Below are 23,636 nucleotides of genomic sequence, written 5' to 3' on the forward strand. Positions count from 1 at the left end.
CTACGGCCGGCCCGGGGCACGCGTGCCGCCCGCGCCGGCCGTCAGCAGCGGGAGGCTCCGACGGTGCGCTCCCGGCTGCTCCAGGACGTCCTTGCCGAGGCGCTCCGGGTCGGGCAGCGCCATCGGGTACTCGCCGTCGAAGCAGGCGCGGCAGAGCCGCCCCTTGTCGATCGTGGTGGCCTCGACCATGGCGTCGAGCGAGATGTACGCGAGCGAGTCCGCGCCGAGCGAGAGGCCGATCTCCTCGACCGACAGGTCGTTCGCCACCAGCTCGGCGCGGTCGGCGAAGTCGATGCCGAAGAAACAGGGCCACTTGATGGGCGGCGAGCTGATGCGGACGTGCACCTCGGCGGCGCCGGCGTCGCGGAGCATCCGGACCAGGGCTCGCTGGGTGTTGCCCCGCACGATCGAGTCGTCGACGACGACCAGCCGCTTGCCCCGGATGACCTCCTTCAGCGGGTTGAGCTTCAGCCGGATGCCCAACTGCCGGATGGTCTGGCTGGGCTGGATGAACGTGCGGCCCACGTAGGAGTTCTTCACCAGGCCCGCGCCGTAGGGGATGCCGCTCGCCTCGGCGTACCCGATGGCGGCCGGGGTGCCCGACTCGGGGGTCGGTATCACCAGGTCGGCCTCGGCCGGCGCCTCGGCGGCCAGCCGGCGGCCCATCTCCACCCGGGAGAGGTACACGCTGCGGCCGTCGATGGAGGTGTCGGGGCGCGCGAGGTACACGTGCTCGAAGACGCAGCCGCGCGGCTTCGCTTCCGCGAAGCGGCTGGAGCGGGGGCCGTCCTCGTCGATCGCGACCAGCTCGCCCGGCTCGATCTCGCGGACGAGCGTCGCCCCGACGATGTCGAGCGCGGCCGTCTCGGAGGCGACGACCCAGCCGCGCTCCAGCCGGCCGAGGACCAGCGGCCTGATGCCCTGCCGGTCCCGAGCGGCGTAGAGCGTGTCCTCGTCCATGAAGACGAAGGAGAACGCGCCCTGCACCTGCGGCAGCACGCGCGCCGCGGCCTCCTCGACGGTGAGCGGGGCACCCGTGTCCGGGTCCCGCTGGCCGGCGAGCAGGGCGGTGACCAGGTCGGAGTCGTTGGTGCTGGCCGGGCCGCGGCGGGAGCCCGCGCCCTTCTCGCCGGGCAGCTCCGCGACGAGCTCGGCGAGCTCGGCGGTGTTCACGAGGTTGCCGTTGTGGCCCAGCGCGATCGAGCCGTGGGCGGTGGCGCGGAAGGTGGGCTGGGCGTTCTCCCAGGTGGGCGCGCCGGTCGTGGAGTACCGGGTGTGGCCGACGGCGAGGTGGCCGGTCAGCGAGCGCAGCGAGGTCTCGTCGAAGACCTGCGAGACCAGGCCCATGTCCTTGAAGACGAGGATCTTGGAGCCGTCGCTGACGGCGATACCAGCCGACTCCTGGCCCCGGTGCTGGAGGGCGTAGAGCCCGAAGTACGTGAGCTTGGCGACGTCCTCGCCGGGGGCCCGAACGCCGAAGACTCCGCAGGCGTCCCGTGGGCCTTGCTCTGGGTGTCGTCCCTCACCACATGGCACGTGCACGAGTCTAGGCCAGCCCTCCGTCCCTCGGGGAACCCCGGGAAGTGAGAGATCTCCCACCCCGACGCCCTTGTCCGGGTTATCCGAGGACCGGGAGGTGGTCGGCGAGCGAGCCGGCGCGGTCCCCGCTGGCCCTCAGGCGGCCGCTGGCCGTGGCGGCGTCCCAGGTGGTGCGCCCCGTGGCCAGGCGCAGCCAGGTCAACGGGTCGGTCTCGACGACGTTCGGCGGGGTGCCGCGCGTGTGCCGCGGCCCGGCCAGGCACTGCACCGCCACGAACGGCGGGACGCGCAGCTCCGTGGAGGAGCCGGGTGCCGCCGCGGCGAGCGCGTCGGCCAGCACCCGCACCGTGGTGGCCAGCGCCTGCCGGTCCAGGCGCACCGGGACGCCCACCGCGCGCGCCAGGTCGTCGCTGTGCACGACCAGCTCCACGATCCGGGTGACGGTGAAGTCCAGCGCGCGCATCGCGCCGAACGGGTGCGGCAGCAGCAGGTCCTCGCGGATCGCGGTCTCCAGCACCGCGTCGAGTTCCTCGGCGGCGGCGTCGAGCGCGGCGGCCTGGTCGGCGGTGGCCGCGGCGTCGCGCCGGGCCGTCGCGTCGAGCCGTTCGGCGATGTCGGCCGTGGAGACCGCCCAGCGGTTCAGGTCGGTCTCGGGGCGGCTCACGACGGGCGCCGGCTCGGCCAGCAGCCGCGGCACGGCGTCGATCTGCCCGGCGATGTGGGCGAGCAGCGTGCGCACGTCCCAGCCGGGCAGGCCGGAGGGCGCCGCCAGCTGCGCCGCGCTGAGCCGCGGTGCCACGAGCCGCAGGCTCTCGACCTGGGCGAGCAGGGCGTCCCCGACCCGCTGGGGAGGGTAGACGCGGGGCTTGCGTCGGACGGCACCACCAGACCCACCAGACATGTGAGGGAGCTTACGACGAACGACGGCGTGGCCGGCGTACGTCCCGCGAACCCGTCAGCCGAAGAGGGCGGGCAGCGTACGCTCGTGCGCCTCCCTCAGCTCCGCGAGCGACAGCGTGAACTGACCCTGGACCTCGACGGCGTCCCCGTCGGTGACCCCGACGCGGGTGGCCGGCAGGCCACGGGCGGCGCACATGTCGGTGAAGCGGACCTCCTCGGAGCGCGGCACGGCGACGACGGCGCGGCCCGCGGACTCCGAGAACAGGAAGGCGAAGGCGGACAGCTCCTCGGGCACGACGAGGCGCGCCCCCACGCCGCCCCGCAGGCAGGACTCGACCACGGCCTGCACCAGGCCGCCGTCCGACAGGTCGTGCGCCGCGTCGACCATGCCGTCGCGCGAGGCGCTGACCAGGACCTCGGCCAGCAGCCGCTCGCGTTCGAGGTCGACACGCGGCGGCAGCCCGCCGAGGTGGTCGTGGACGACCTGGGACCAGGCGGAGCCGCCGAACTCCTCCGCGGTGTCGCCGAGGAGGTACAGCAGCTGGCCCGCCTCGCGGAAGCCGAGGGGGGTGCGGCGGGTGACGTCGTCGATGACGCCGAGGACGCCGACGACGGGGGTCGGGTGGATCGCGGCCTCGCCCGTGGAGTTGTACAGCGAGACGTTCCCGCCGGTGACGGGGGTGCCCAGCACCTGGCAGGCGTCGGCCAGGCCGCGGGTGGCCTCGGCGAACTGCCACATCACGGCCGGGTCCTCCGGCGAGCCGAAGTTCAGGCAGTTGGTCACCGCGAGCGGGCGGGCGCCGGTGGCGGCGACGTTCCGGTACGCCTCGGCGAGCGCCAGCTGCGCGCCCGCGTACGGGTCGAGCTTGGCGTAGCGCCCGTTGCCGTCGGTGGCCAGGGCGACGCCGAGGTGCGTGGACTCGTCGACGCGGATGACGCCGGCGTCCTCGGGCTGGGCGAGGACGGTGTTCCCCAGCACGTACCGGTCGTACTGGTCGGTGACCCAGGACTTGGCCGCCTGGTTCGGCGAGGCGACCAGGGCCAGGACCTGCGCGCGCAGCTCCTCGGGGGTGGCGGGCCGCGGCAGGCGGCCCGCGTCGTCGGCCTGGAGCGCGTCCTGCCAGTCGGGGCGGGCGAGGGGGCGCTCGTAGACCGGGCCCTCGTGGGCGACGGTGCGCGGCGGCACGTCGGCGATCTGCTCGCCGTGCCAGAAGATCTCCAGGCGGCCGGTGTCCGTGACCTCGCCGATGACGGTGGCGAGCACGTCCCACTTCTCGCAGACCGCGAGGAAGCGCTCCACGTGGCGCGGTTCGACGACGGCGCACATCCGCTCCTGCGACTCGCTCATGAGGATCTCCTCGGGCGTGAGGGAGCTGTCGCGCAGGGGGACGGTGTCGAGGTCGACGCGCATGCCGCCGGTGCCGGCGGAGGCGAGCTCGGAGGTGGCGCAGGACAGGCCGGCGCCGCCGAGGTCCTGGATGCCGGTGACGAGCTTCTCGGCGAAGAGCTCCAGCGTGCACTCGATGAGGAGCTTCTCCTGGAACGGGTCGCCTACCTGCACCGAGGGGCGCTTGGCGGGGCGGCCCGCCGCGTCGAAGGTCTCCGAGGCCAGGACGGAGACGCCGCCGATGCCGTCGCCGCCGGTGCGGGCGCCGTAGAGGATGACCTTGTTCCCCGGGCCCGAGGCCTTGGCGAGGTGGATGTCCTCGTGGCGCATGACGCCGACGCACAGGGCGTTGACCAGCGGGTTGCCCTGGTAGCAGGGGTCGAAGACGACCTCGCCGCCGACGTTCGGCAGGCCGAGGCAGTTCCCGTAGCCGCCGACGCCTGCGACGACGCCCGGCAGCACGCGGCGGGTGTCGGGGTGGTCGGCGGCGCCGAAGCGGAGCGGGTCCATGACGGCGACGGGGCGGGCGCCCATGGCGAGGATGTCGCGGACGATGCCGCCGACGCCGGTGGCGGCGCCCTGGTACGGCTCGATGTACGAGGGGTGGTTGTGCGACTCGACCTTGAAGGTGACGGCGTACCCCTGGCCGACGTCGACGACGCCGGCGTTCTCGCCGATGCCGACGAGCAGCGCGTCGTTGGCCGGGGCCTTCTCGCTGAACTGCCGCAGGTGGACCTTGCTCGACTTGTACGAGCAGTGCTCCGACCACATGACGGAGTACATGGCGAGCTCCGCCCCGGTGGGGCGGCGGCCGAGGATCGCGCGGATGCGCTCGTACTCGTCCTGCTTCAGGCCGAGTTCGGCCCAGGGCTGGGAGAGGCCGGGGGTGTCGGTGGCGTGCTTGACGGTGTCGAGCGTCGGCTTGGACACCGGCTGCTGCTGTGGCTGCTGTGGCTGCTGTGGCTGCGACATCAGGAGACCAGCTTCGTGAGGATCGAGGTGAAGAAGCCCAGGCCGTCGGTGGTGGGGCCGGTCAGGGGCTCGACCGCGTGCTCGGGGTGGGGCATGAGCCCGACGACGTTGCCCGCCTCGTTGCGGATCCCGGCGATGTCGCGGCGTGAGCCGTTCGGGTTGACGTCGAGGTACCGGACGACGACGCGGCCGGTGGCCTCCAGCTCGTCGAGGGTCCGCTCGTCGGCGACGTACCCGCCCTCGCCGTTCTTCAGGGGGATGGTGATCTCCTGGCCGGCGGTGTAGGCGGAGGTGAAGGGCGTGTCGGTGCTCTCGACGCGCAGCCTCTGGTCGCGGCAGACGAAGTGGAGGTGGTCGTTGCGCGTCAGCGCGCCGGGCAGCAGGTGGGCCTCGCACAGCACCTGGAAACCGTTGCAGATGCCGAGGACGGGCATGCCGCCGCGGGCGGCGTCGATGACGGAGGCCATCACGGGGGAGAAGCGGGCGATGGCTCCACAGCGCAGGTAGTCACCGTAGGAGAAGCCGCCGGGGAGGATCACGGCGTCGACCTGGTGCAGCTCGCGGTCGCGGTGCCAGAGCGCGACGGGCTCGGCGCCGGCGAGGCGGACGGCGCGGCGGGCGTCGCTGTCGTCGAGCGAGCCGGGGAAGGTGACGACGCCGACCCGGGTGGTCACGCCGTCTCCCGGATGTCGGCCACGGCGCCGCCGGGGGCGTCGGACGCCTGGTCGGCGGTCTGGTCGACGGCGACGACGCGGAAGTCCTCGATCACGGTGTTGGCCAGAAAGGTGCTGGCCATCTCGTGGATGCGGGCCAGGGCGGCGTCGTCGACCGGACCGTCGAGGTCGATCTCGAAGCGCTTGCCCTGGCGGACGTCCCTCACGCCCTCGAAACCGAGCCGGGGAAGGGCTCGATGTACCGCCTGACCTTGGGGGTCGAGGATCTCCGGCTTGAGCATGACCTCGACGACGACGCGAGCCACTGGTACTCCCGCTGGTGCGTTACACGGGTGGACGTTGCAGGCACAGCGTACCGGGCCACGAAATCTACTCGCGTAGATCACCCGTGTGCTCGGTCACGTTCCGATCTCGTGGCGAAAAACCCTTCCAAGAATCACGACCGGAAACGTAAAGTCGCGCGTAGGGCTTCTCCAAGCGGGGGTAAAACTGCTTTAGAGAGCCATCGGCAGTACAAATAAGGGAACGAACCTCCCCTTCCCCGGGAGCTTCGGCATCGCCGCACGTCAGCGCGGTGCTCGCGGCGCCGCCCACGTGCTGCGATCCTCTTGAAAGGACCGATATCCGTGGCACAACGCGTAGTGGTCACACTCTCCGATGACATCGATGGTGGAGAAGCGTCAGAAACGATCGCCTTCGGACTCGATGGCAAGAGCTACGAGATCGATCTCAGCTCGGACAACGCGGAGAAGCTCCGGACAGCACTCGCGCCCTTCGTGCAAGCAGGACGTAAGCGGGCGAAGTCCGGCAAGACGTTCCACCACACCGAGATCGCGCCCGACCCCCGCGCGGTCCGCGCGTGGGCGGAGTCGAACGGGCTCGGCGTCCCGGCCCGCGGCCGCATTCCGAAGAAGGTCTACGACGCGTTCAACGAGGCCCACCCCACCGCTCGTTGAGTCGCGCCTCGCCGACGACCGCACCGACTTGCCAGTTGCCCCTGGAGATCGGATAGAGTCTGGAGCGCGCCGCGGGTACCGACTTCGGAGCCCGGACGTCACGCGGGTGTAGTTCAGTAGCAGAACACCCTCTTTCCAAGAGGGAGGCGCAGTGTGCGATTCCTGTCACCCGCTCCAGGCACTGTCCATCACGTCCTGAGGTACAGTGTCCGTCGTGCGGACGTGGCTCAGTTGGTAGAGCATCACCTTGCCAAGGTGAGGGTCGCGAGTTCGAATCTCGTCGTCCGCTCGCTGTGAAGGACCCGGTCCCTGGGCCGGGTCCTTCGTCGTGTTCCGGTGTCGTGTTCCGGCGCGTTCCCTCCTCGTGTTCCGACCGCGTGTTCCGGCCACGTCCTCCTCGTGTTCCGGCTCCGCGCGTGACGCGTTCTCGCGCGCCGATGAGTTCTCGTCGCCTCGGGGGTCTGCCCTCTCGGTGGGCCCGGTGAGGGCCGTTCGTCGAGGAGGACGCATGAGGATCTCGCAGAAGATCACACCCTGTCTCTGGTTCGAGAACCAGGCCGAGGAGGCCGTCGCGCTGTACACCTCGCTCTTCGAGGACGCGCGGGTGCTGGAGACCCAGCACTACGGGGAGGCCGGTCCCGGCGAGCCCGGGTCGGTGATGCTCGTCGCCTTCCAGCTGGCGGGGCAGCGCTTCACGGCGCTCAACGGCGGCCCGCACGACCCCTTCAACGACGCGGTCTCCTTCGAGGTGCGCTGTGAGACGCAGGAGGAGGTCGACCGGCTGTGGGAGCGGCTGACGGCCGACGGCGGCCGGGCGGTCCAGTGCGGCTGGCTGAAGGACCGGTACGGGGTGTCCTGGCAGATCGTGCCGACGCGGCTGGAGGAGCTGCTCAGCGGCGCCGACGCGGCGACGACGGAGCGCGTGACGCGGGCCCTGTACGGGATGGTGAAGATCGACGTACGGGGGCTGGAGGAGGCGGCGAGGGGCGCGTGAGGCGGCCCGGCCGCGGCGGGGGCGGCGCGCCACGGACGGGGGGCGTGGCGCGCCGGCCGTTGTCCCGGCCGTGGGGGCGCTCAGACGCGCGAGGCGTAATCCCAGGGCATGCCGGTCAGCATGCGGTAGACCTCGGCGTAGCGGTCGCGGGTGGCGGCCACGATCTCCTCGGGCAGCGGCGGGGGCGGGGTGTCGCCCGTGCGGTCCCAGCCGGAGGCGGGGGAGGCGAGCCAGTCTCGGATCAGCTGCTTGTCGTAGGGGTTCTGCCGTCGGCCCGGCTGCCACTCGTCCCTGCGCCAGAAGCGGGAGGAGTCGGGGGTCAGCACCTCGTCGGCCAGGATCAGCGGCTGCTCGGGGCCGCCGTCGCCGACGCGGCCGAACTCGAACTTGGTGTCGGCGAGGATGATGCCGCGGTCGCGGGCGACGTCGCGGGCGCGGGAGTAGGTGGCGAGGGTGACCTGTCGCAGCTGGGCGGCGGTCTCGGCGCCGACCTTGCGGGCGACCTCCTCGTAGGAGACGTTCTCGTCGTGCTCGCCGACGGCCGCCTTCGTCGCGGGTGTGAAGATGGCGGCGGGCAGCTCGGAGCCGTCGACGAGCCCGGGAGGGAGGGCGAGTCCGCACACGGTGCGGTGCTGCTCGTACTCCTCCAGGCCCGAGCCGGTGAGGTACCCGCGGGCGACGGCCTCGACGGGGATCATGGTGAGGGCGCGCACCACCGTGGTGCGGCCCGCCCAGTCGGCGGGGGCGCCGGGCGGGAGCTCGGTGGAGACGACGTGGTTGTCGACGAGGTCGGCGAGTTGGTCGAACCACCAGAGGGAGAGCCTCGTCAGGATCCGGCCCTTGTCGGGGATCTGGGTGGACAGCACCCAGTCGTAGGCGGAGACGCGGTCGCTGGCGACCAGCACGAGGTCTCCCGTCCCCGTGCGGTAGATGTCGCGGACCTTTCCGGTGTGCAGGTGCACAAGTCCCGGCACCTGAACCGGCTCGGGCGTCTCGACGAATCCTGGCACCGTGCCTCCTGACGACGCGTGGGCTGATGAGGTGGTGAAGCGGGTGAATCGTGGCGGCGCACTCCATTGTCCCGCAGCGGAAGCGGGCGGAAGCGGGCGGGTCGGACACGGCGGGTGCCGTGTGGGGGCGGCCCGGAGGGCCGGAGTGCGCGCCGTCTCCTCAGTCGTGTTTGCAGATGCGGTCGAGCAGGTTCGCGGTGGCACGTTGGATCCTGGGGTCGGTGTGGCCGGGTCGGGAGAGCGCGGGTGACCAGGCGAAGGTGCCGGAGGCGAAGACCCAGGCGCCGCTCTCGGCCTGGTAGAGCGAGGTCTCCTGGTGGCGGCGGACTCCGGTGGGGTCGCGGTAGGGGGAGTGCGAGAGGAGGATGCGGCTGGCGTAGGGCGGCAGCGGCGCGCGCGGGAAGTACCGGTCGGCCTCGCCGGCGACGAGGCCGGGAAGCTCGTCGCCCTCCCGGGCGCCGGTGGCCAGCCACAGCCAGTGGTCGGCGTTGCGCACCACGAGCGGCTCGGGCTCGGCCACGCGGCCGGCGTACTGGACGCCGAGGAGGAGCTGCTCCGGCTCGCCCTGCTCGCGCCAGAGCAGGGGGCGTCCCGGTCCCTGGCTCTTGCGGCAGCACAGCAGCCGGTCGGGGTCGCCCGAGGGCAGCGGGGCGAGGCTGACCTGCCAGTACATGGTGTTGGCGGAGAGGAAGACCAGGGAGGTGCCGGCGTCGCGGGCGGCCTCGACCGCCCGGCGCATCGGCACCGACCAGTACTCGTCGTGGCCGGGGAAGACCAGGCCGCGGTAACGGGAGGGGGTCACGCGGCCGGCGTGGAGGTCGCGGCCGGTGGCGTACGCCAGGTCGTAGCCGTAGCGCTCGGCCCAGCGGATGAAGTCGTAGGCGTGGCCGGCGTACAGCGGGAGGCCGGCGCCGGCGTACGGCCGGTCGAAGCTGAGGGTCCGGGCGGCCTCGGGCTCGTGGAGCAGGCGGCCGTGCTCGTCCCAGGCGTGGTAGAGGCTGGCGCCGGAGCGGCCGTCCTCGGGGAAGAGGTTGTACGCCTGCCAGGTGACGTCGGGCAGCAGCAGGAGCAGGTCGGCGGGGCGGTCGTCGCGGACGGTGAACGGCACGTGGGAGCGGAAGCGGCCGTCCGCGGTGGTCAGGACCGCGACGTGGGCGCCCGGACGCCAGTCGTCCGGTATCTGGAGGCGCCAGGAGAGCCACCAGTGGTGGCAGGAGACGGTGCGGTCGGCGACCAGGGGCGCGGGCTGGCTCAGTCCCATCAGGCGGGGGCTGCGGAGCAGGTGCCGGGCGCCGTCGCCCGCGAAGTGGCCGATGCGGTAGACGTCGATGGTGAACTCCTGCGGCGGCGTCACGGTGACGCGGAAGTCGAGGGGTTCGCCGGGGGCGACGGAGCTCTGGGGGGTGAAGCCCTTGATCTGGCAGGCCACGTCGTCGGCCATGCGGGGCCCGGGAGAGTGGCGCGGCCGGGTGCCGCGGTCGGTCCGGGACGAGGACGCGCGCGGGGGTGCGGACGGTGGCCGCCAGGGGCCGAGTTGGCCGTCGTGGCAGAAGTAGTGCTCGCTGCCGCGCAGCCAGGGCAGGGGGCCCTGTCCTCGGGGGTCGAGGGCCGCGTCGGTCACGGGGCCCGCCTCCCAGCGTCGGGCGCGCGGCGGCTGGGACGAGGGGCCGGTCCGCTCGGTGCTCACCGGTACAGGACATCACATCTCGCACGCGTCCGGTCACCGTTCGTCGTTGATTGGCCGGAGCTTGTTGGTGTGCGCTCGCGGCGTGTGACGCGACGGTTCCGTCCCGGGCGGGAGGACCGGGGGTCAGAGGAGGCGGATCGGCTTGTCCGGGCGGATGCCCGCGGCGGTGAACCAGGCGCGCAGCGGCCCCGGGTCCCCGTCGTCCACAAGGCTGTGGACGGGGGCGCGCAGGTCGTGGCGGGTGCGGCCGTCGGCCACCAGCACGGGCCCGTCGAGCCAGTCGAGACCGGGCGCCGCGGCCGTGGTGTCCGTGGCGGCGCAGCAGATCGCCGCGGCGAGATGCTCGGCGAGCAGCTCCTGTTCCGAGCGGGGCGGCTGGAGCGGGAACAGCGGAGGGCCACCCGGTGGGGACGCGCCGTGCGCGGCGCCTCCCGGTGGCGCGGCGACGGCCTGCTGGACGCCGAGGCGGGCCGCGAGCGCCGCGCGCGCCGCGTCCCCCGGCGCCTGGGCCAGCCGGTCCACGGCGCACGCGAGGGTGGGCGTCTCGGCCACGTCCAACGCGGCGAAGAGCCGCGCGGCGCGGTCCCGCCACAGGCGTTCGACGACCTCGTCCGGATACGCCTGCCAGTCCACCGGCTCCCACTCCCCCGCCTCCCCCTCCGGTATGCCGTGGAAGAGACGGGCGGCGAGCAGGGAGATCTCCTCGTCGACCAGGACGGGATCGCGCAGCAGCTCGGAGGCGGGCCGCTCGGCGAGCCGGACGGCGAAGCCCTCGGCGAGCCGGTCCCGGCGCGAGAGCTCGGTCAGGGCGGCGACGACCCCGGCGTCGAGGTGCCGCGGCCAGCGGCCGGTCCGCCAGGCGGGCAGCGCCACCCGGGTCAGCAGGCGGTCCCAGCCCGCGTACGCCAGGCCGACCTGCTCCTGGGCGACGATCCGCAGGCCGTAGTCCACGGTCTGGGCGCGGGCGGAGGCGGCGCCCGCCACGGCGCGCTCCATCTCGCCCGCGCTGCTCCCGGCGGCGCGCAGCAACCGGCGCGCGACGAGGGCGGCGAGGCGGCGCGCCGGATGGCGGGCGGCGGACGCGCCCGCCGCGAGCGTGATCGTGGCGTCCCAGGCGCGGACCAGGCGGCGGGCGGCGGCGATGTCGGGGTGGGCCGATGGCCCGGTGCCGGCGACGACGGGCGCCAGCAGGGCGCGCAGCTCGCCGACGCGCATCCACCACAGGAACGGCGAGCCTATGACGAGCGTCGGCCCCGGCTCCCCGCCGCCCTGCCGACCGGCCCCCGGGGCGGGCTCCTCCAGCCACATGTCGCAGTCGGGGGTGAGGGCGACGGCCCCCGGGGGCGGCACGTCGAGCCGCTCGGCGAGCTCCCGCACCAGCTCGTGCAACGCGGGGGCGGCGCGCTCGCTGAGCCGCACCGTGGGGGTGACGGCCGGGCGCGAGGAGGCGGTGACGGCGGCGACGGCGACCGCCAGGGCGAGGACGAGCGCCGCGAGCGCCGCCACGGACCAGCGCGCGACGGGCGGGGCACCGCCCACCGCGAGCACCACCGCCACGGCGGCGGGGAGCAGGGCGAGCGCGAGCGCCCCGTCGCGCACGCGGAGGACGGCGAGCGCGTGAAACCGCGCGGGGTGGATGCCATCGCGCCGCACCATGCCGCTGCCCTCCGCCCTCCACGCCGACTCGCTCGTCGAGCTTCCGAACCACTGCTCACCACTGTGGCACCCGCCACTGACAGCGCAACGCGCGCTGAGCCGACCGCACCAGAGCGGCGCCGGCGGCGGCCGCGGCGACGTGGACGCGGCTTGCGCCGCACCCTAGTTGGGGCGCGCGGGGGCCGTCAGCAGCTCGGGCCATCGATCACCCGATGGAGGGGCCTTGGGCAGAGCTTGTCGCGCGACGCGGCAAAAGACGCTAGCGCCCCTCGCCGGTCCGCGACCGGTCCGTAATCGGTCCACGATCGGTCCGCGGTCGGTCCGGTCGCGTCGCGACCGATACGCGAGCGGTTCGGGGCGCGAGCAGTTCGAACGTCGAACGGTTCGAGCGTCGAACAGTCAGGCCGTCTCGACGGTGTCGGCCGCGGCGGACTGGGCCTCGGCCGCCGTGGCGGCGATGTCCGTGCGGTGGTGCGAGCCGTCGAGCCGGACGCGCCCCACCGCGCGGTAGGCCCGTTCCCGCGCCGCCGCGAGCGTTGGCCCCGTGGCCGTCACCGACAGCACCCGCCCGCCGGCGCTCACGACCCGTCCGTCCGCCTCCCGGCGCGTCCCCGCGTGGAGCACGTACGCGTCCGGCGCGTCCGTCGCCGCGACGTCCGCGAGCCCCTCGATCACGTCCCCGGTGCGCGGCCGTTCCGGATACCCCTGGGCGGCCACGACGACCGTGACCGCGGCGTCCTCGCTCCACCGCAGCGGCGGGGCGTCGGCGAGGGCGCCGACGGCGGCGGCGTGCAGCAGCCCCGCCAGCGGGGTGCGGAGCCGGGCCAGCACGGCCTGGGTCTCCGGGTCGCCGAAGCGGGCGTTGAACTCCACCACCCGCATGCCCCGCGAGGTGAGGGCGAGGCCGGCGTAGAGCAGGCCGGCGAACGGCGTGCCCTGGCGGCGCAGCTCGTCGATGGTGGGCTGCACGACCGTCGCCACCACCTCGTCGGTGAGCTTCGGGTCGGCCCAGGGCAGCGGGGAGTAGGCGCCCATGCCGCCGGTGTTGGGGCCGAGGTCGCCGTCGTGCGCGCGCTTGAAGTCCTGTGCCGGCTGGAGCGGGACGACGGTCTCGCCGTCGGTGACGGCGAAGAGCGAGACCTCGGGCCCGTCGAGGTACTCCTCGATGACCACGCGCTCGCACGCCGCCGCGTGCTCGCGGGCGTGCGCCAGGTCCTCGGTGACGACGACGCCCTTGCCGGCCGCCAGCCCGTCGTCCTTCACCACGTACGGCGGCCCGAAGGCGTCCAGCGCCTCGGCGGCCTCCTCCGGCGTGGTGCAGACGTACGCGCGGGCCGTGGGGACGCCGGCGGCCGCCATGACCTCCTTGGCGAACGCCTTGCTGCCCTCCAGGCGGGCGGCGTCGGCCGAGGGGCCGAAGCACGGGATGCCCGCCGCGCGCACCGCGTCCGCGACCCCGGCCACGAGGGGCGCCTCGGGGCCGACCACGACGAGGCCGGCGTCCAGCCGCCGCGCGAGCGCGGCCACGGCCTCGCCGTCGACGGCGTCGACCTCGTGCGTCTCGGCGAGCTCGGCGATGCCGGCGTTGCCGGGGGCGCAGTGCAGGGCGGTGACCTGGGGGTCACGGGAGAGGGCGTGGCACAGGGCGTGTTCGCGGGCGCCGCCGCCGATGACAAGGACTCGCACACCGGCAGCTTAGGCCCTCACCCGTCCGCCCCGGCCTGGTCCCGTGGGCGGCCGTGCCGACGCCCGTCGTCGCGCGCCCGTCGTCGCGCGTCAGTCGTCGCGCGTCAGTCGTTCTCGATCTCGTAGGGCTCCTCGTCGGGCTCGTCGGTCCAGACCAGACGCAGGACGCCGCCGTCGTCCACCCACAGCCAGGCGGTGTTGTCGGCCGGCGAGCAGTCGCTGTCGCTGTCCTCGGGCAGCAGGATGTCGGGCGAGAGGAGGATCCGGTCGCCGTCCACGGCCGCCAGCTGGTTCTCGGCGACGCAGTGGAGGTCGCCGCGGGTCCACGCCCACCGCATCACCGTGTCGCCGATCCCGCCCTGCTCGATGGTGACGTCGTCGACGTTGTTCCGTTCCTCGTCGGTCTCGAACTCGTCGTGCCAGGAACCCACCAGGGACGCGGGGACGAGGCTGGCGGTGTCGACCTCGACGGGCTGAAGGCTGGCCTGCTGGTCGGCGTTGCCCCAGGCCAGCGCGCCGTCGTTCTGGAGCTCCAGGGTCTTGACGGTGCCGTCGGCGCGGCAGTTCTCCCGGACGGCGGCCTCCGGCACGCTGTGGCCGAGGTGCTCGGTGTACCGGAGGCGGTCGTCGGAGGCGGACTCCAGGCGCACGTCGTAGACGCAGGTCTCGTCGGTGTAGGTGACCGTCGCGACGCCGATCGTCTCGCCGACGACGCCCTGGTGGATCTCCAGCCAGAGGTTCTTCCATCCCATGCGGCCCGGGGTGCCCCACTGGCCCTGCCAGGTGCCGAGGAACGCGTCGGCGACCGGGGCGGGATCGGCCTCGGTGTCGGCGTCGGTATCGGTATCGGCTGCGTGGTCGTCGTCAGCCGAGCCGTTCCCCTGGCCCTGGCCCTGGCCGGAGGGGGTGCCCTCGTCGTCGCCGCTGAGTGCCACGACGGCGACGACGCCCAGCACCGCGAGGCCGACGACGGCCGCGAGCGCGGCCAGCAGGCCGCGGCGGCGGCCACGGCCGGGGCGCGGCATGGGGGCGGTGGGGTCGTACGGCGAGGCGGCGAAGCCCGAGGCGCTCGGCGGGCCGAATCCGCCGGGGAGCGGCGAGCGGGGGCCGCTGCCCGGCCCGCCGGCGCTCGCGGCGCCCGGCGACGCCACCGCCGCCCCGGCGACCGGGGCGGGGGCGTACGGGGACGGCGGCGGGGAGGCGGGCTCCGGCGGGGTGCCGGGGGCGTCGGGCCGGGCGGGCTGGTGGGCCGCGCTCGGTGTCCCGGCCTGTGCCGAGCCACCCGCCGACCGGTTCGGCGACCGGTCCGCCGATCCACCCGCCTGGCCCGACGGGCCCGCCGCGTCGGGCCGCGCCTTCTCCGGCAGGCGCGGCACGGCGCGGGTCCTCGGCGTCTCGGACTCCAGCAGCAGCACCGCGTCCCGTCCCACCCGGTCCACGACCTCCGCCGGCAGCCACGGGCCCGGGTCCTCCCCGCCGCCGGGCGCCGGATGGGCGAGGAGTTCGGACAGCGGGGTGCGCTGCTCCGGCTGCCGGGTCAGGCACCCGTTCAGCAGCGGGTGCAGCCCCTCCGGCACGAGCGCGAGGTCGGGCCGGTCCTCCACCGTCCGGTACATCAGAATGTGCTGGTCGGTGTCGAGCGCGCCGAACGGCGTGCGCCCCGAGGCGGCGAAGACGAGGAGCGCGCCGAGACCGAACACGTCGCTGGCGGGCGACAGCCGTTGGCCGCGCACCTGCTCGGGCGACATGAAGCCGGGCGATCCCACGACCGAGCCCGTCCGCGTGATGGTCTCCCCCGGCGCCCGCTCCAGGGCGCGGGCGATGCCGAAGTCGATGACGCGCGGTCCGTCGAGGGTCAGCAGGACGTTCGACGGCTTGAGGTCGCGGTGGACCAGCCCCACGCCGTGGATGGCCTCCAACGCCCGCGCCATGCCGCCGGCCAGCAGCCGGACGGTGCGCTCGGGCAGCGGACCGTGGTCGCTGACCACCTGGTAGAGGGAGGGGCCGGCGATGAAGCCGGTGGCCACCCACGGCGTCTCCGCGTCGATGTCGGCGTCCAGCACGGGCGCGGTCCACTGGCCGCCGACGCGTCGGGCGGCGGTGATCTCCTGGGCGAACCGCCGTCGGAAGTCCGGCTCCTGGGCCAGCTCGGACCTGATCGTCTTCACGGCGACCATGCGGCCCCGGTCGGAGCGGGCGACGTAGACCATGCCCATGCCGCCCCCGCCGAGCCTGCCCACCAGGCGGTAGCGGCCTATCCGCTGCGGGTCGTGGGGCGTCAGCGATTCCATGGCGGCACGGTCCTCCCAGACGGTTTCTTCCGAACCCGACGACGGGCCCGGAGACGGCGGGTGCGCCCGTGAGGACGTCCACGGGGGCGCGGCCAGTTTCGCGGCACGCCGGCGGGAGGGGTCCCCGCGCGCCCGCGCGCCCGCGTTCCTCGGCGCCTCCGCGCTAGCTGAAGACGATCATCGCGCCCTGCGCGAGGCTGCGCGTGGCCGCGGCGTGGAGGCCGAGCCAGACGTGGCGTTCGCGGGCGAACGGTCCCGCGTCGGGGGACGGCGCGGGCACGGCGGGCTCCTCCAGACGCGTGGGACGTTCCGGCGGCGCGGGCGCGGGCGGTGGGTTGTTCGGGTCGATGCCGATGACGGGGGCCACCGTGTGGAGTTCGCGCAGCAGGCCGTGGCTGGAGCCCAGCGGGCCGCCGCTGGCCAGCAGCACGTCGTTGACCAGCGGATACGCGAAGTCCAGCGGCACGTAGCAGCCGGCGTGGTCGAAGTGCCAGACGAGGTGGGCCTGTTGGGCGGCGGTCTCGAACATCTCCAGCAGCTGCTGGTAGTCGCCGTCGAGTTCGTCGGCCGGGGTGACGGGCAGTCCGCTGAGATGGAGCAGGTACGCGCGGCGCAACAGGTGCAGGGCCGCGTAGTCGAAGCCGGCGACGGGGGCGACGGAGCCGGAGACGCCGGGGACGTAGGCGTGGATGGGCACGGGGGGCAGCCCGGCGTCCGCGAGCGCGCGGTCGTAGAGGGCGATCTCCTCGGCGAACGGGTTCTCCGGGCTGTGGCACAGCACGTCGACGAGCGGGACGAGCCACAGGTCACAGGCCAACGAAAGGCTCACTCTCGACTCGGGAGGCGGCGGGTCGCGTCGGACACGGCGCGAAGCACGGCTCGGGGACGACGGCTCGGTGGGGGCTCGGGGCCACGCGTGGGAGTCAGGGTAATGCCTGTGGCGCGCGCCGTGTCGGGGCGGACGGGCCGAGCCCGCCGCGCGGCCGCCCGGGAGCGACGTGACCGGTGGCGTGGCCGCCCGTCAGGAGTCGGTGAGCTCGGCGGCCAGCGCGAGGGAGTGGGCCCGGTGTTCACGCAACAGCCGTTCCGTCGCCTCGAAGTCGCGCCGCTCCACGACGTCGGCCAGCTCGGGATGGTCCGCCCACAGCCGCCCCGCCAGCCCGCCCCCGTACCGGCTCGATCCGGGCACGACGCCGCGCAGCAGCGGTACGGCGAAGGCCCAGCAGCGGACCCGGAGCCGGTCGAGGAACTCGCTGACGTGCGGGTTGCCGAGGAGGGCGGCGAGCTCCCGCCAGAAGCGCAGGTCGTAGGCGATGAGGACGTCCAGGTCGCCCGCGAGCGCCGCCTCCCGCGCGGCGTGGGCACGGCGGCGTATCGAGGTGAACGCCTCGGGCACCGCACCCGGCAGGGTGAGGGCGGGCTGGTGGTGGAGTATCCCCTTGGTGACGAGGGTCTGGGCGTCGACCATGTGCCGGAAGTCCGCGAGCGTGTACTGCCGTATCCGGAAGCCGCGGTGCTGCTCGACCTCCAGCAGCCCCTGGGCGGAGAGGTCGACCAGGGCCTCGCGGACGGGAGTCGCCGAGACGCCGTACTGCTCGGCGATCTCCCGGACGGTGAACTCGCCGCCGGGCGCGAGGCGTCCGGCCAGGATCTCCTCCCGCAGCGCCTCGGCGAGCTGTTCCCGCAGCGTGCTCCGTTGAATCACGTCAGTCAGCGTACAGACCCCCGCCACACTTGACAGCAGGCTGTCGTTTTGACAGCATGCTGCCATGACACACAACGCAGCCACCGACGTCCCGACCGCCTCCTCCCGCACCGTCCACCTGGCCGTCTACGACACGATGGCCGACTGGGAGACGGGCCACGCCACCACCGCGCTGCGCGGCCAGGGCTACCGCGTGGTCACCGTCGGCCCCCGCCGCGAGCCCGTGACCACGATGGGCGGGCTCCGCGTGCTGCCCGACCGCGCCCTCTACGAGCTCGGTCCGGCCGGCAGCGCGCTGCTGATCCTGCCGGGCGCCGAGCTGTGGGAGACGGGGGAGACGCTGGCGCCGTTCGCCCAGGTGGCCCGCGCCTTCCTGGCGGGCGGGGTGCCCGTCGCCGCGATCTGCGGCGCCGTCGGCGGGCTGGCGCGGGAGGGTCTGCTCGACGACCGCGCCCACACAGCCGGGGCGCCCGAGGCGCTGGCCGCGACGGGCTACGCGGGGGCCGCCCACTACCGCGAGGCGGACGCCGTCACGGACGGGGACCTGATCACGGCGGGGCCCACCGAGCCCGAGGCGTTCGCCCGCGAGATCCTCGACCGGCTCGACGTCTTCGAGCCGAAGGTCCTCGACGCCTGGTTCCGTCTCTTCGCGCACTCCGACGCCTCGGCGTACGCGGTCCTCGCCGCGCACGAGCAGGCGGCGGGCGAGCAGGCGCGGGGCGAGCGGCACGAGGGCGAACGGGGCGCGGCGTGAGCCGAGCGGAGCGCACGGGGACGGACGGCGCGCGGGACGTCCCGCGGGACACGGCGGCCGGGCGACGCGAGGCGGGCGACCGCGAGCAGGAGCTGCTGTCCGGCACCGCCCTGACCACCTTCGGGCTCAACGGGAAGTTCCTGGCCGTGGCCGAGCGGCTGGCCGCGCCCGCCGGGCTGACGGCCGCCTGGTGGCAGGTGCTGGGCGCGGTCCTCCGCGAGCCGCTGCCCGTCGCCGGGATAGCGCGGGTCATGGGCATCACCCGGCAGAGCGTGCAGCGCGTCGCCGACCTGCTCGTCGAACGCGGCCTCGCCACGTACCAGCCCAACCCCGCCCACCGCCGCGCCAAGCTGCTGGCGCCCACGGCCGCCGGGCGGGAGGCGGTGACCCGGATCGACCCGGGTCACCGGGAGCTCGCCGCCCGCCTGAGCCGGGCCCTCGGGGGCGAGGCGGAGTTCGCCGCCGTCCTCGACGCCCTCACCCGCCTGAGCCGCGCCCTCGACGAGCTGTCCGTGACCGAACCGCCTGCCGATCTGTGACAGTCTTACAACGTGAAGGCCACTCACGGTCTGGACACACGGCCTCTATCCTGCCTGCGAGGTACGACCTCCCCGGGGGAACGCGGGACGGGGGTGCGGCGCTCCCACGAGGGGGACACCCACCACGGACAGCACACGATCCGGAGGCGCGTGCTCCGCCGGAGGAACCGCACCCTATTCTCGTGACGTCTGGAAGAGACGCACTCTGTTCGAAACGGGGGGGAGTCCGCCCAAATGGAACCGCTGACGCCGCAGGACCCACACCGGATAGGCCCGTACCGCCTGCTGGCCCGGCTCGGCGAGGGCGGCATGGGCACGGTCTACCTCGCCCGTTCCGACCGCGGCAGGACGGTGGCGGTCAAGACCATCATCGGCCAGCTGGCGCAGGAGCCCGACTTCCGGCAGCGCTTCGCCCAGGAGATCACCGCCGCCCAGCGCGTCGGCGGCCAGTGGACCGCGCCCGTGCTGGACGCCGACACGCAGGCCGCCACGCCCTGGGTCGCCACGGGCTACATCGCCGGCCCCTCCCTCCACCAGGTCGTCGCCCGCGACCACGGACCGCTGCCCGAGCGGACCGTGACGCTGCTGGCGGGCGGTCTCGCGCAGGCGTTGAAGGCCATCCACGGCGCCGGGCTGCTCCACCGCGACCTGAAGCCGTCGAACGTGCTTGTCACCATCGACGGCCCCCGCGTCATCGACTTCGGCATCGCCCGCGCGCTGGAGACCGCGCCGGGTGAGGGCCTGACCCGCACCGGCGCCACCGTCGGCTCCCCCGGCTTCATGTCCCCCGAGCAGGTGCGTGGCCAGCGGCTCTCCCCCGCCAGCGACGTCTTCTGTCTGGGCACGATGCTGGCCTTCGCGACGACCGGCCGCACCCCCTTCGGCAACCTGGACTCCGGGCAGCACGTCCTGCTCTTCCGCATCGCCGAGGAGGAGCCGGACCTGACGGACGTCCCGGAGCGCCTCCGCCATCTCATATCCGCCTGCCTGGCCAAGGACCCGGCACAGCGGCCGACCGTGGACGACCTGCTCGGGTACCCGGCGCCGGGCGCGGGCGGCGTCGCGGCGGCCGACGGCGAGCCGTGGCTGCCGGGGTCGCTCGTCGCCCAGCTCGGGCGTGAGGCGGTCTCGCTGCTGGACTCGGAGAGCCCCGAGACCCAGAACATCCCCCGCGTCGACCTGCCGACCTCCCCGCCGCCGCCCTCGCAGCCCTCCCCGTCGACGCAGCCCTACGAGCCGACGCAGCTGGCGCAGCCCCTCCAGCCACAGCAGCCCCAACAGCCGCAGGCGCCGCAGCAGCCCACGCCCCACGCCCAGCAGGGTCCGGGCACCGGCGCCATGGCCTCGCCCTACGGCCCCGCCACGCCGTATCCCCCGTCCCAGCCCCAGCCCCAGTCCCCGTCCGCGTCCCCGCCCTCCGGCGGCTACGGATACCCGCAGCAGGCCTCCCCGTACGGGCCCTCGCCCTACGGCACGCCGCCCCCGTCCGGCCAGCAGCGCCAGCGGCGCACCCTGTTCATCGCCCTGGCCGCCGTCGCCGCGGTCGCGCTCGTCGCGGTGGTCGGGGCCGTCGCCCTCTCCGGCGGCGACGAGAACGAACGGCCCGGCGCGAACGGCGGCAGCAGCGAAGGCGGAGACAACGGCGGCGGGGACAACGGCGGCAGCGGCGGGAACACCACGCCCCCGGAGACCCCCATCGCCGACGGTTACCTCGGCGCCTGGTACGGCGAGTACGGCTCGCAGGGCGAGGACGGCTGGAAGGCCCTGTTCTTCGACATCCAGCAGGGCGCGACGGGCGAGGCCATCGGCACCTCGACCGTCACGTACTTCGACACGACGTGCTTCTACGAGATGCGCCTGGAGTCCTTCGAGGACAACCTCCTCAGCTACACCGAGGTCGCCACCAGCAGCGTGCCGGAGTCCGAGGCGCAGGCCACCTGCCGCGACAACCCCAACGTCCAGACGCTGGAGCTCAGCAGCGGCGGCGAGATGCTGTGGAGCGGCGGCGGCGAGCAGGAGGCCACGCTCGGCTCCTCGGGCCAGGGCGGGGACCAGCTCGTCCCGTCGTCCCTCGTCGGCTCCTGGTACGACGCGTACACGACCGACGAGGTCGAGAACGGCCTCGACGAGGTCACCCTCCAGCAGGGCGCGGTCGGCGACACCGTCATGTGGTGGTCGTTCACCCGGGACGAGACCACCTGCGTCACCGAGAACCGGATCGCCGGCGTGGACGGCGAGCGGGTCCTGCTCTCCCCCGAGATCCTGATCGAGGACCAGAGCAGCGAGGAGTGCAGCCCGGCCGCCAGCTCCTGGGCCTGGGTCGAGTCCGACGGCACCCTCCAGATCCTGTGGACCACCGGTCCCCACGAGCAGCCGTACCCGGTCTACAACGACTGAGCCACGGCTCGGCCACGCCCGGCTCCCGCCGGGAACCGATCACGGTTCGGCCTCTGTCCTCCCAGGTGCGCGGGGTCGCCCCTATCCTCATGAGGCTTAGCAGAGCGAAGGAGAGCAGGACATGAAACCGCTCGGGCCTACGGACCCTCAACGCGTGGGCCAGTACAGGCTGTTGGCGAAGCTTGGCGCGGGCGGCATGGGCAGCGTGTACCTCGCTCGCTCCGACCGGGGCCGCACCGTCGCGGTGAAGCTGGTGCAGCCGGAGCTCGCCCGGCAGCCGGAGTTCCGGCAGCGGTTCAAGCAGGAGGTCGAGGCGGCCCGCCGCGTCGGCGGCGAGTTCACCGCCCCGGTGCTCGGCGGCGACACGGAGGCCGAGACGCCGTGGGTGGCCACGGGCTACGTCGCGGGCCCCTCCCTCCACGAGGTGGTCACCAGCGCCTACGGCAACCTGCCCGAGCGGACCCTGCGCATCCTCGCGGGCGGCCTGGTCCGGGCGTTGAAGGCGATTCACGGCGCCGGCCTGGTCCACCGCGACCTGAAGCCGTCGAACGTGCTGGTCACCATCGACGGCCCCCGCGTCATCGACTTCGGCATCGCCCGCGCGCTGGAGGCCAGCGGCGAGGGGCTGACCCGCACCGGCGCCGCCGTGGGTTCCCCCGGCTTCATGTCCCCCGAGCAGTGCCGCGGCGAGACGGTGACCCCCGCCAGCGACATCTTCTGCCTCGGCTCGGTGCTGACCTTCGCCGCCACGGGACGCACCCCGTTCGGGGACGCCAACAGCGCCATGACGGCGCTGATGCTGCGCATCGTGCAGGACGAGAAGGACCTCGACGGCGTGCCGGAGGGCATACGCCGGCTGGTCGAGGCCTGCCTGGCGCCCGAGCCCACCCAGCGCCCCAGCCTCGACCAGCTCCAGGAGTGGACCGAGGCGCCCGGCGCGGAGGGCGAGGACGGCGAGGCGGACGACCGGGAGCCGTGGCTGCCCGGCGCCCTGGTGGCGACGCTGGGCCGGCACGCCATGGAGCTGCTGGACTCGGAGGACCCGCTGACGGCCCCGCCGTTCCCGGTCACGGCGCCGCCGCCGGCCATGCCGACCGTGCCACCGCCCCCGACGATGAGCCCGCCGCCCGCCGCGCCGCCGACCACGCCCCCGCCGTCCGTGGCCCCGCCGACGACGCCGCCGCCGAGCGCGCCGCCCTCCCCCGTTCCCTCACCGCCGCCTCCCGCGGCCCAGCCGTCACCGCCGCCGTCGCCCCAACCGTCACCCCAGCCGTCGCCGCCGCCCACCCCGGTCAGCCCGCCCTACGGGCAGACCCAGACCTCCGCGCCCGCGGTCGGCGCGCAGGGCGGCTACGGCTACCCGGCGGCCGGGTACGGCTACCCGCAGCAGACCTCCCCCACCCCGGGCTACGGCGCCACGCCGCCGGGGGGCGCCTCCTCCCCCTACCACCCGAGCGTGGCACCGCAGGGACCCCGGGGGCCGCAGGGCGGGGACAGGAACCGCACGATGTGGATCGTGGTGGCCGCCGCGGTGGCCGCGATCGCCCTGATCGTCGGCGTCACGATCGTCGCCCTGTCCGCGGGCGGCGACGAGCAGGCCGGTGGCGGGGGCGGGGACCCGACCCCCACGGCCACCCAGGACCCGACGGACGAGCCGACCGACGACCCCACCACCGAGGAGCCGACGGACGACCCGACCACCCAGGAGCCGACCGACACCGTGCCCGAGGACCTCGTCGGCGCCTGGGAGGGACAGATCACCGACGCGAGCGGCGAGGAGGTCGGCACCTTCCGCCGCATGGAGATCGCGACCGGGGCCGCGGGCCAGACCGTCGCCACCACGTGGAACCTCCACGCCGAGCTGCTGTGCCTGGGCACCGGCGAGCTGGTGTCCATCGACGGCGAGACCATCACCGTCACGAGCGAGATCACCGGCGCCGTCCCCTCGACCGCCGAGTGCGGCGCCTACGGCGAGCAGACGCTGGAGCTCCAGAGCGACGACAGCGTCCTGTGGACCAACCCCGAGGAGGGCCTCACGGCGGTGATGGAGCGGGCGACCGACGCGGAGGAGGACGCCATGCCCAGCAGCCACATGGGCCAGTTCACCGCCGAGAGCCCCTACGGCAACCTCGACATCTCCATCGAGACGATCGCCGCCGTCGGCGACCTGGCCGCCACCTACACCAACGAGGAGTGTGAGTGGGAGGCGCAGATCGTCTCGGGCACGACCGGCGGCGAGGTCGCGCTCTTCGGCCCCGGTGAGGTCACCGACGGCTCCTGCGAGCCGCTGCCCGCCTACGAGGTCACGTCCCGCTTCATCACCGCCGAGTTCTCCTACGAGCTGAGGTTCCAGCGGCTGGACGCGACCGACGAGGAGTTCACCGCCGACTGGGAGGCGTACTTCTGACCGCGGCGTCGACGGAGGTGTGAGCGGACCGCGGTGTTGCCAGGGTCATCGGTGTTACCGGAGTCGTCGGTGTCACCGGAGC

18 protein-coding genes and 2 tRNA genes are annotated in these 23,636 nt (G+C 74.1%); 8 read left to right on the forward strand and 12 right to left on the reverse strand.

Annotated features, from left to right (window positions below; all coding sequences use genetic code 11):
- The 5 genes from purF to purS form a co-directional block, all read right to left on the reverse strand.
- Positions 1-1,536 carry an amidophosphoribosyltransferase gene (gene purF, locus ACTWP5_RS00240; RefSeq protein WP_443218562.1) on the reverse strand — a complete coding sequence of 512 codons (1,536 nt, stop codon included), beginning with the start codon at positions 1,534-1,536 and terminating at the stop codon, positions 1-3.
- A gap of 82 nt (positions 1,537-1,618) precedes the next feature.
- Positions 1,619-2,440, reverse strand: a complete 822-nt coding sequence (locus ACTWP5_RS00245; protein WP_443218563.1) for a sterol carrier family protein — start codon at positions 2,438-2,440, stop codon at positions 1,619-1,621.
- Between the two features lie 54 nt (positions 2,441-2,494).
- Positions 2,495-4,798 carry a phosphoribosylformylglycinamidine synthase subunit PurL gene (gene purL / locus ACTWP5_RS00250; RefSeq protein WP_443218564.1) on the reverse strand — a complete coding sequence of 768 codons (2,304 nt, stop codon included), beginning with the start codon at positions 4,796-4,798 and terminating at the stop codon, positions 2,495-2,497.
- A complete protein-coding gene (gene purQ / locus ACTWP5_RS00255; RefSeq protein ID WP_443218565.1) occupies positions 4,798-5,472 on the reverse strand; it encodes a phosphoribosylformylglycinamidine synthase subunit PurQ in 675 nt (224 codons plus the stop codon). The genes purL and purQ overlap by 1 nt, the downstream gene beginning before the upstream one ends.
- Entirely contained in the window at positions 5,469-5,777 is a 309-nt protein-coding gene (purS, locus tag ACTWP5_RS00260) for a phosphoribosylformylglycinamidine synthase subunit PurS (RefSeq protein ID WP_443218566.1), read from the reverse strand. Before purS ends, purQ begins: the two co-directional genes overlap by 4 nt.
- 321 nt (positions 5,778-6,098) lie before the next feature.
- Here purS and ACTWP5_RS00265 point away from each other — a divergent pair, with 321 nt between their 5' ends.
- The 4 genes from ACTWP5_RS00265 to ACTWP5_RS00280 all read left to right on the forward strand — a co-directional run bounded on the left by ACTWP5_RS00265 (position 6,099) and on the right by ACTWP5_RS00280 (position 7,422).
- On the forward strand, positions 6,099-6,428 hold the full coding sequence (locus ACTWP5_RS00265) for a histone-like nucleoid-structuring protein Lsr2 (protein WP_443218567.1): 330 nt from the start codon (positions 6,099-6,101) through the stop codon (positions 6,426-6,428).
- 102 nt (positions 6,429-6,530) lie between these two features.
- A tRNA-Gly gene (locus tag ACTWP5_RS00270) sits at positions 6,531-6,605 on the forward strand.
- Positions 6,606-6,644: 39 nt separating this feature from the next.
- Positions 6,645-6,717, forward strand: a tRNA-Gly gene (locus ACTWP5_RS00275).
- 219 nt (positions 6,718-6,936) lie between these two features.
- Positions 6,937-7,422, forward strand: coding sequence for a VOC family protein (locus ACTWP5_RS00280; protein ID WP_443218568.1), 486 nt, complete (start codon positions 6,937-6,939; stop codon positions 7,420-7,422).
- An 80-nt stretch (positions 7,423-7,502) separates the two neighbouring features.
- Here the strand turns inward: ACTWP5_RS00280 and ACTWP5_RS00285 are convergent, their stop codons facing one another.
- The 7 genes from ACTWP5_RS00285 to ACTWP5_RS00315 all read right to left on the reverse strand — a co-directional run bounded on the left by ACTWP5_RS00285 (position 7,503) and on the right by ACTWP5_RS00315 (position 17,457).
- The gene (locus tag ACTWP5_RS00285) at positions 7,503-8,432 is read right to left on the reverse strand and encodes a phosphoribosylaminoimidazolesuccinocarboxamide synthase (protein ID WP_443218569.1); all 930 of its coding nucleotides are present in this window, start codon (positions 8,430-8,432) and stop codon (positions 7,503-7,505) included.
- A gap of 160 nt (positions 8,433-8,592) precedes the next feature.
- Complete coding sequence (locus ACTWP5_RS00290; protein WP_443218570.1) at positions 8,593-10,119, reverse strand: N,N-dimethylformamidase beta subunit family domain-containing protein; 1,527 nt, start codon at positions 10,117-10,119, stop codon at positions 8,593-8,595.
- A 123-nt stretch (positions 10,120-10,242) separates the two neighbouring features.
- On the reverse strand, positions 10,243-11,775 hold the full coding sequence (locus ACTWP5_RS00295; protein ID WP_443218571.1) for a hypothetical protein: 1,533 nt from the start codon (positions 11,773-11,775) through the stop codon (positions 10,243-10,245).
- A 399-nt stretch (positions 11,776-12,174) separates the two neighbouring features.
- Positions 12,175-13,461 (reverse strand): phosphoribosylamine--glycine ligase, encoded by a 1,287-nt coding sequence (purD, locus tag ACTWP5_RS00300; protein ID WP_443218572.1) that lies wholly within the window; start codon positions 13,459-13,461, stop codon positions 12,175-12,177.
- Between the two features lie 104 nt (positions 13,462-13,565).
- Positions 13,566-15,752 carry a serine/threonine protein kinase gene (locus ACTWP5_RS00305; RefSeq protein WP_443218573.1) on the reverse strand — a complete coding sequence of 729 codons (2,187 nt, stop codon included), beginning with the start codon at positions 15,750-15,752 and terminating at the stop codon, positions 13,566-13,568.
- A 163-nt stretch (positions 15,753-15,915) separates the two neighbouring features.
- The gene (locus ACTWP5_RS00310) at positions 15,916-16,569 is read right to left on the reverse strand and encodes a hypothetical protein (RefSeq protein ID WP_443218574.1); all 654 of its coding nucleotides are present in this window, start codon (positions 16,567-16,569) and stop codon (positions 15,916-15,918) included.
- Positions 16,570-16,773: 204 nt separating this feature from the next.
- The gene (locus ACTWP5_RS00315; RefSeq protein ID WP_443218575.1) at positions 16,774-17,457 is read right to left on the reverse strand and encodes a GntR family transcriptional regulator; all 684 of its coding nucleotides are present in this window, start codon (positions 17,455-17,457) and stop codon (positions 16,774-16,776) included.
- A gap of 64 nt (positions 17,458-17,521) precedes the next feature.
- On the opposite strand from ACTWP5_RS00315, the gene ACTWP5_RS00320 reads away from it, so the two are divergent.
- The 4 genes from ACTWP5_RS00320 (at position 17,522) to ACTWP5_RS00335 (ending at position 23,554) form a co-directional block, all read left to right on the forward strand.
- A complete protein-coding gene (locus ACTWP5_RS00320; protein WP_443218576.1) occupies positions 17,522-18,211 on the forward strand; it encodes a DJ-1/PfpI family protein in 690 nt (229 codons plus the stop codon).
- Between the two features lie 92 nt (positions 18,212-18,303).
- On the forward strand, positions 18,304-18,750 hold the full coding sequence (locus tag ACTWP5_RS00325) for a MarR family winged helix-turn-helix transcriptional regulator (RefSeq protein ID WP_443218912.1): 447 nt from the start codon (positions 18,304-18,306) through the stop codon (positions 18,748-18,750).
- Positions 18,751-18,984: 234 nt separating this feature from the next.
- The gene (locus tag ACTWP5_RS00330; RefSeq protein WP_443218577.1) at positions 18,985-21,147 is read left to right on the forward strand and encodes a serine/threonine-protein kinase; all 2,163 of its coding nucleotides are present in this window, start codon (positions 18,985-18,987) and stop codon (positions 21,145-21,147) included.
- Positions 21,148-21,268: 121 nt separating this feature from the next.
- On the forward strand, positions 21,269-23,554 hold the full coding sequence (locus tag ACTWP5_RS00335) for a serine/threonine-protein kinase (protein ID WP_443218578.1): 2,286 nt from the start codon (positions 21,269-21,271) through the stop codon (positions 23,552-23,554).
- Positions 23,555-23,636 lie beyond the last annotated feature (82 nt).

This window comes from Streptomyces sp. 4N509B, from assembly GCF_052245655.1.
Lineage (GTDB): Bacteria > Actinomycetota > Actinomycetes > Streptomycetales > Streptomycetaceae > Streptomyces.

What these genes read in the sequence shown, in the direction of transcription:
- ACTWP5_RS00330 (WP_443218577.1), top strand. Translation starts at nt 18,985, where the DNA reads ATGGAACCGCTGACGCCGCAGGACCCACACCGGATAGGCCCGTACCGC.
- purL (WP_443218564.1), bottom strand. Translation starts at nt 4,798, where the DNA reads ATGTCGCAGCCACAGCAGCCACAGCAGCCACAGCAGCAGCCGGTGTCC.
- ACTWP5_RS00335 (WP_443218578.1), top strand. Translation starts at nt 21,269, where the DNA reads ATGAAACCGCTCGGGCCTACGGACCCTCAACGCGTGGGCCAGTACAGG.
- ACTWP5_RS00295 (WP_443218571.1), bottom strand. Translation starts at nt 11,775, where the DNA reads ATGGTGCGGCGCGATGGCATCCACCCCGCGCGGTTTCACGCGCTCGCC.
- ACTWP5_RS00320 (WP_443218576.1), top strand. Translation starts at nt 17,522, where the DNA reads ATGACACACAACGCAGCCACCGACGTCCCGACCGCCTCCTCCCGCACC.
- ACTWP5_RS00305 (WP_443218573.1), bottom strand. Translation starts at nt 15,752, where the DNA reads ATGGAATCGCTGACGCCCCACGACCCGCAGCGGATAGGCCGCTACCGC.
- ACTWP5_RS00245 (WP_443218563.1), bottom strand. Translation starts at nt 2,440, where the DNA reads ATGTCTGGTGGGTCTGGTGGTGCCGTCCGACGCAAGCCCCGCGTCTAC.
- ACTWP5_RS00280 (WP_443218568.1), top strand. Translation starts at nt 6,937, where the DNA reads ATGAGGATCTCGCAGAAGATCACACCCTGTCTCTGGTTCGAGAACCAG.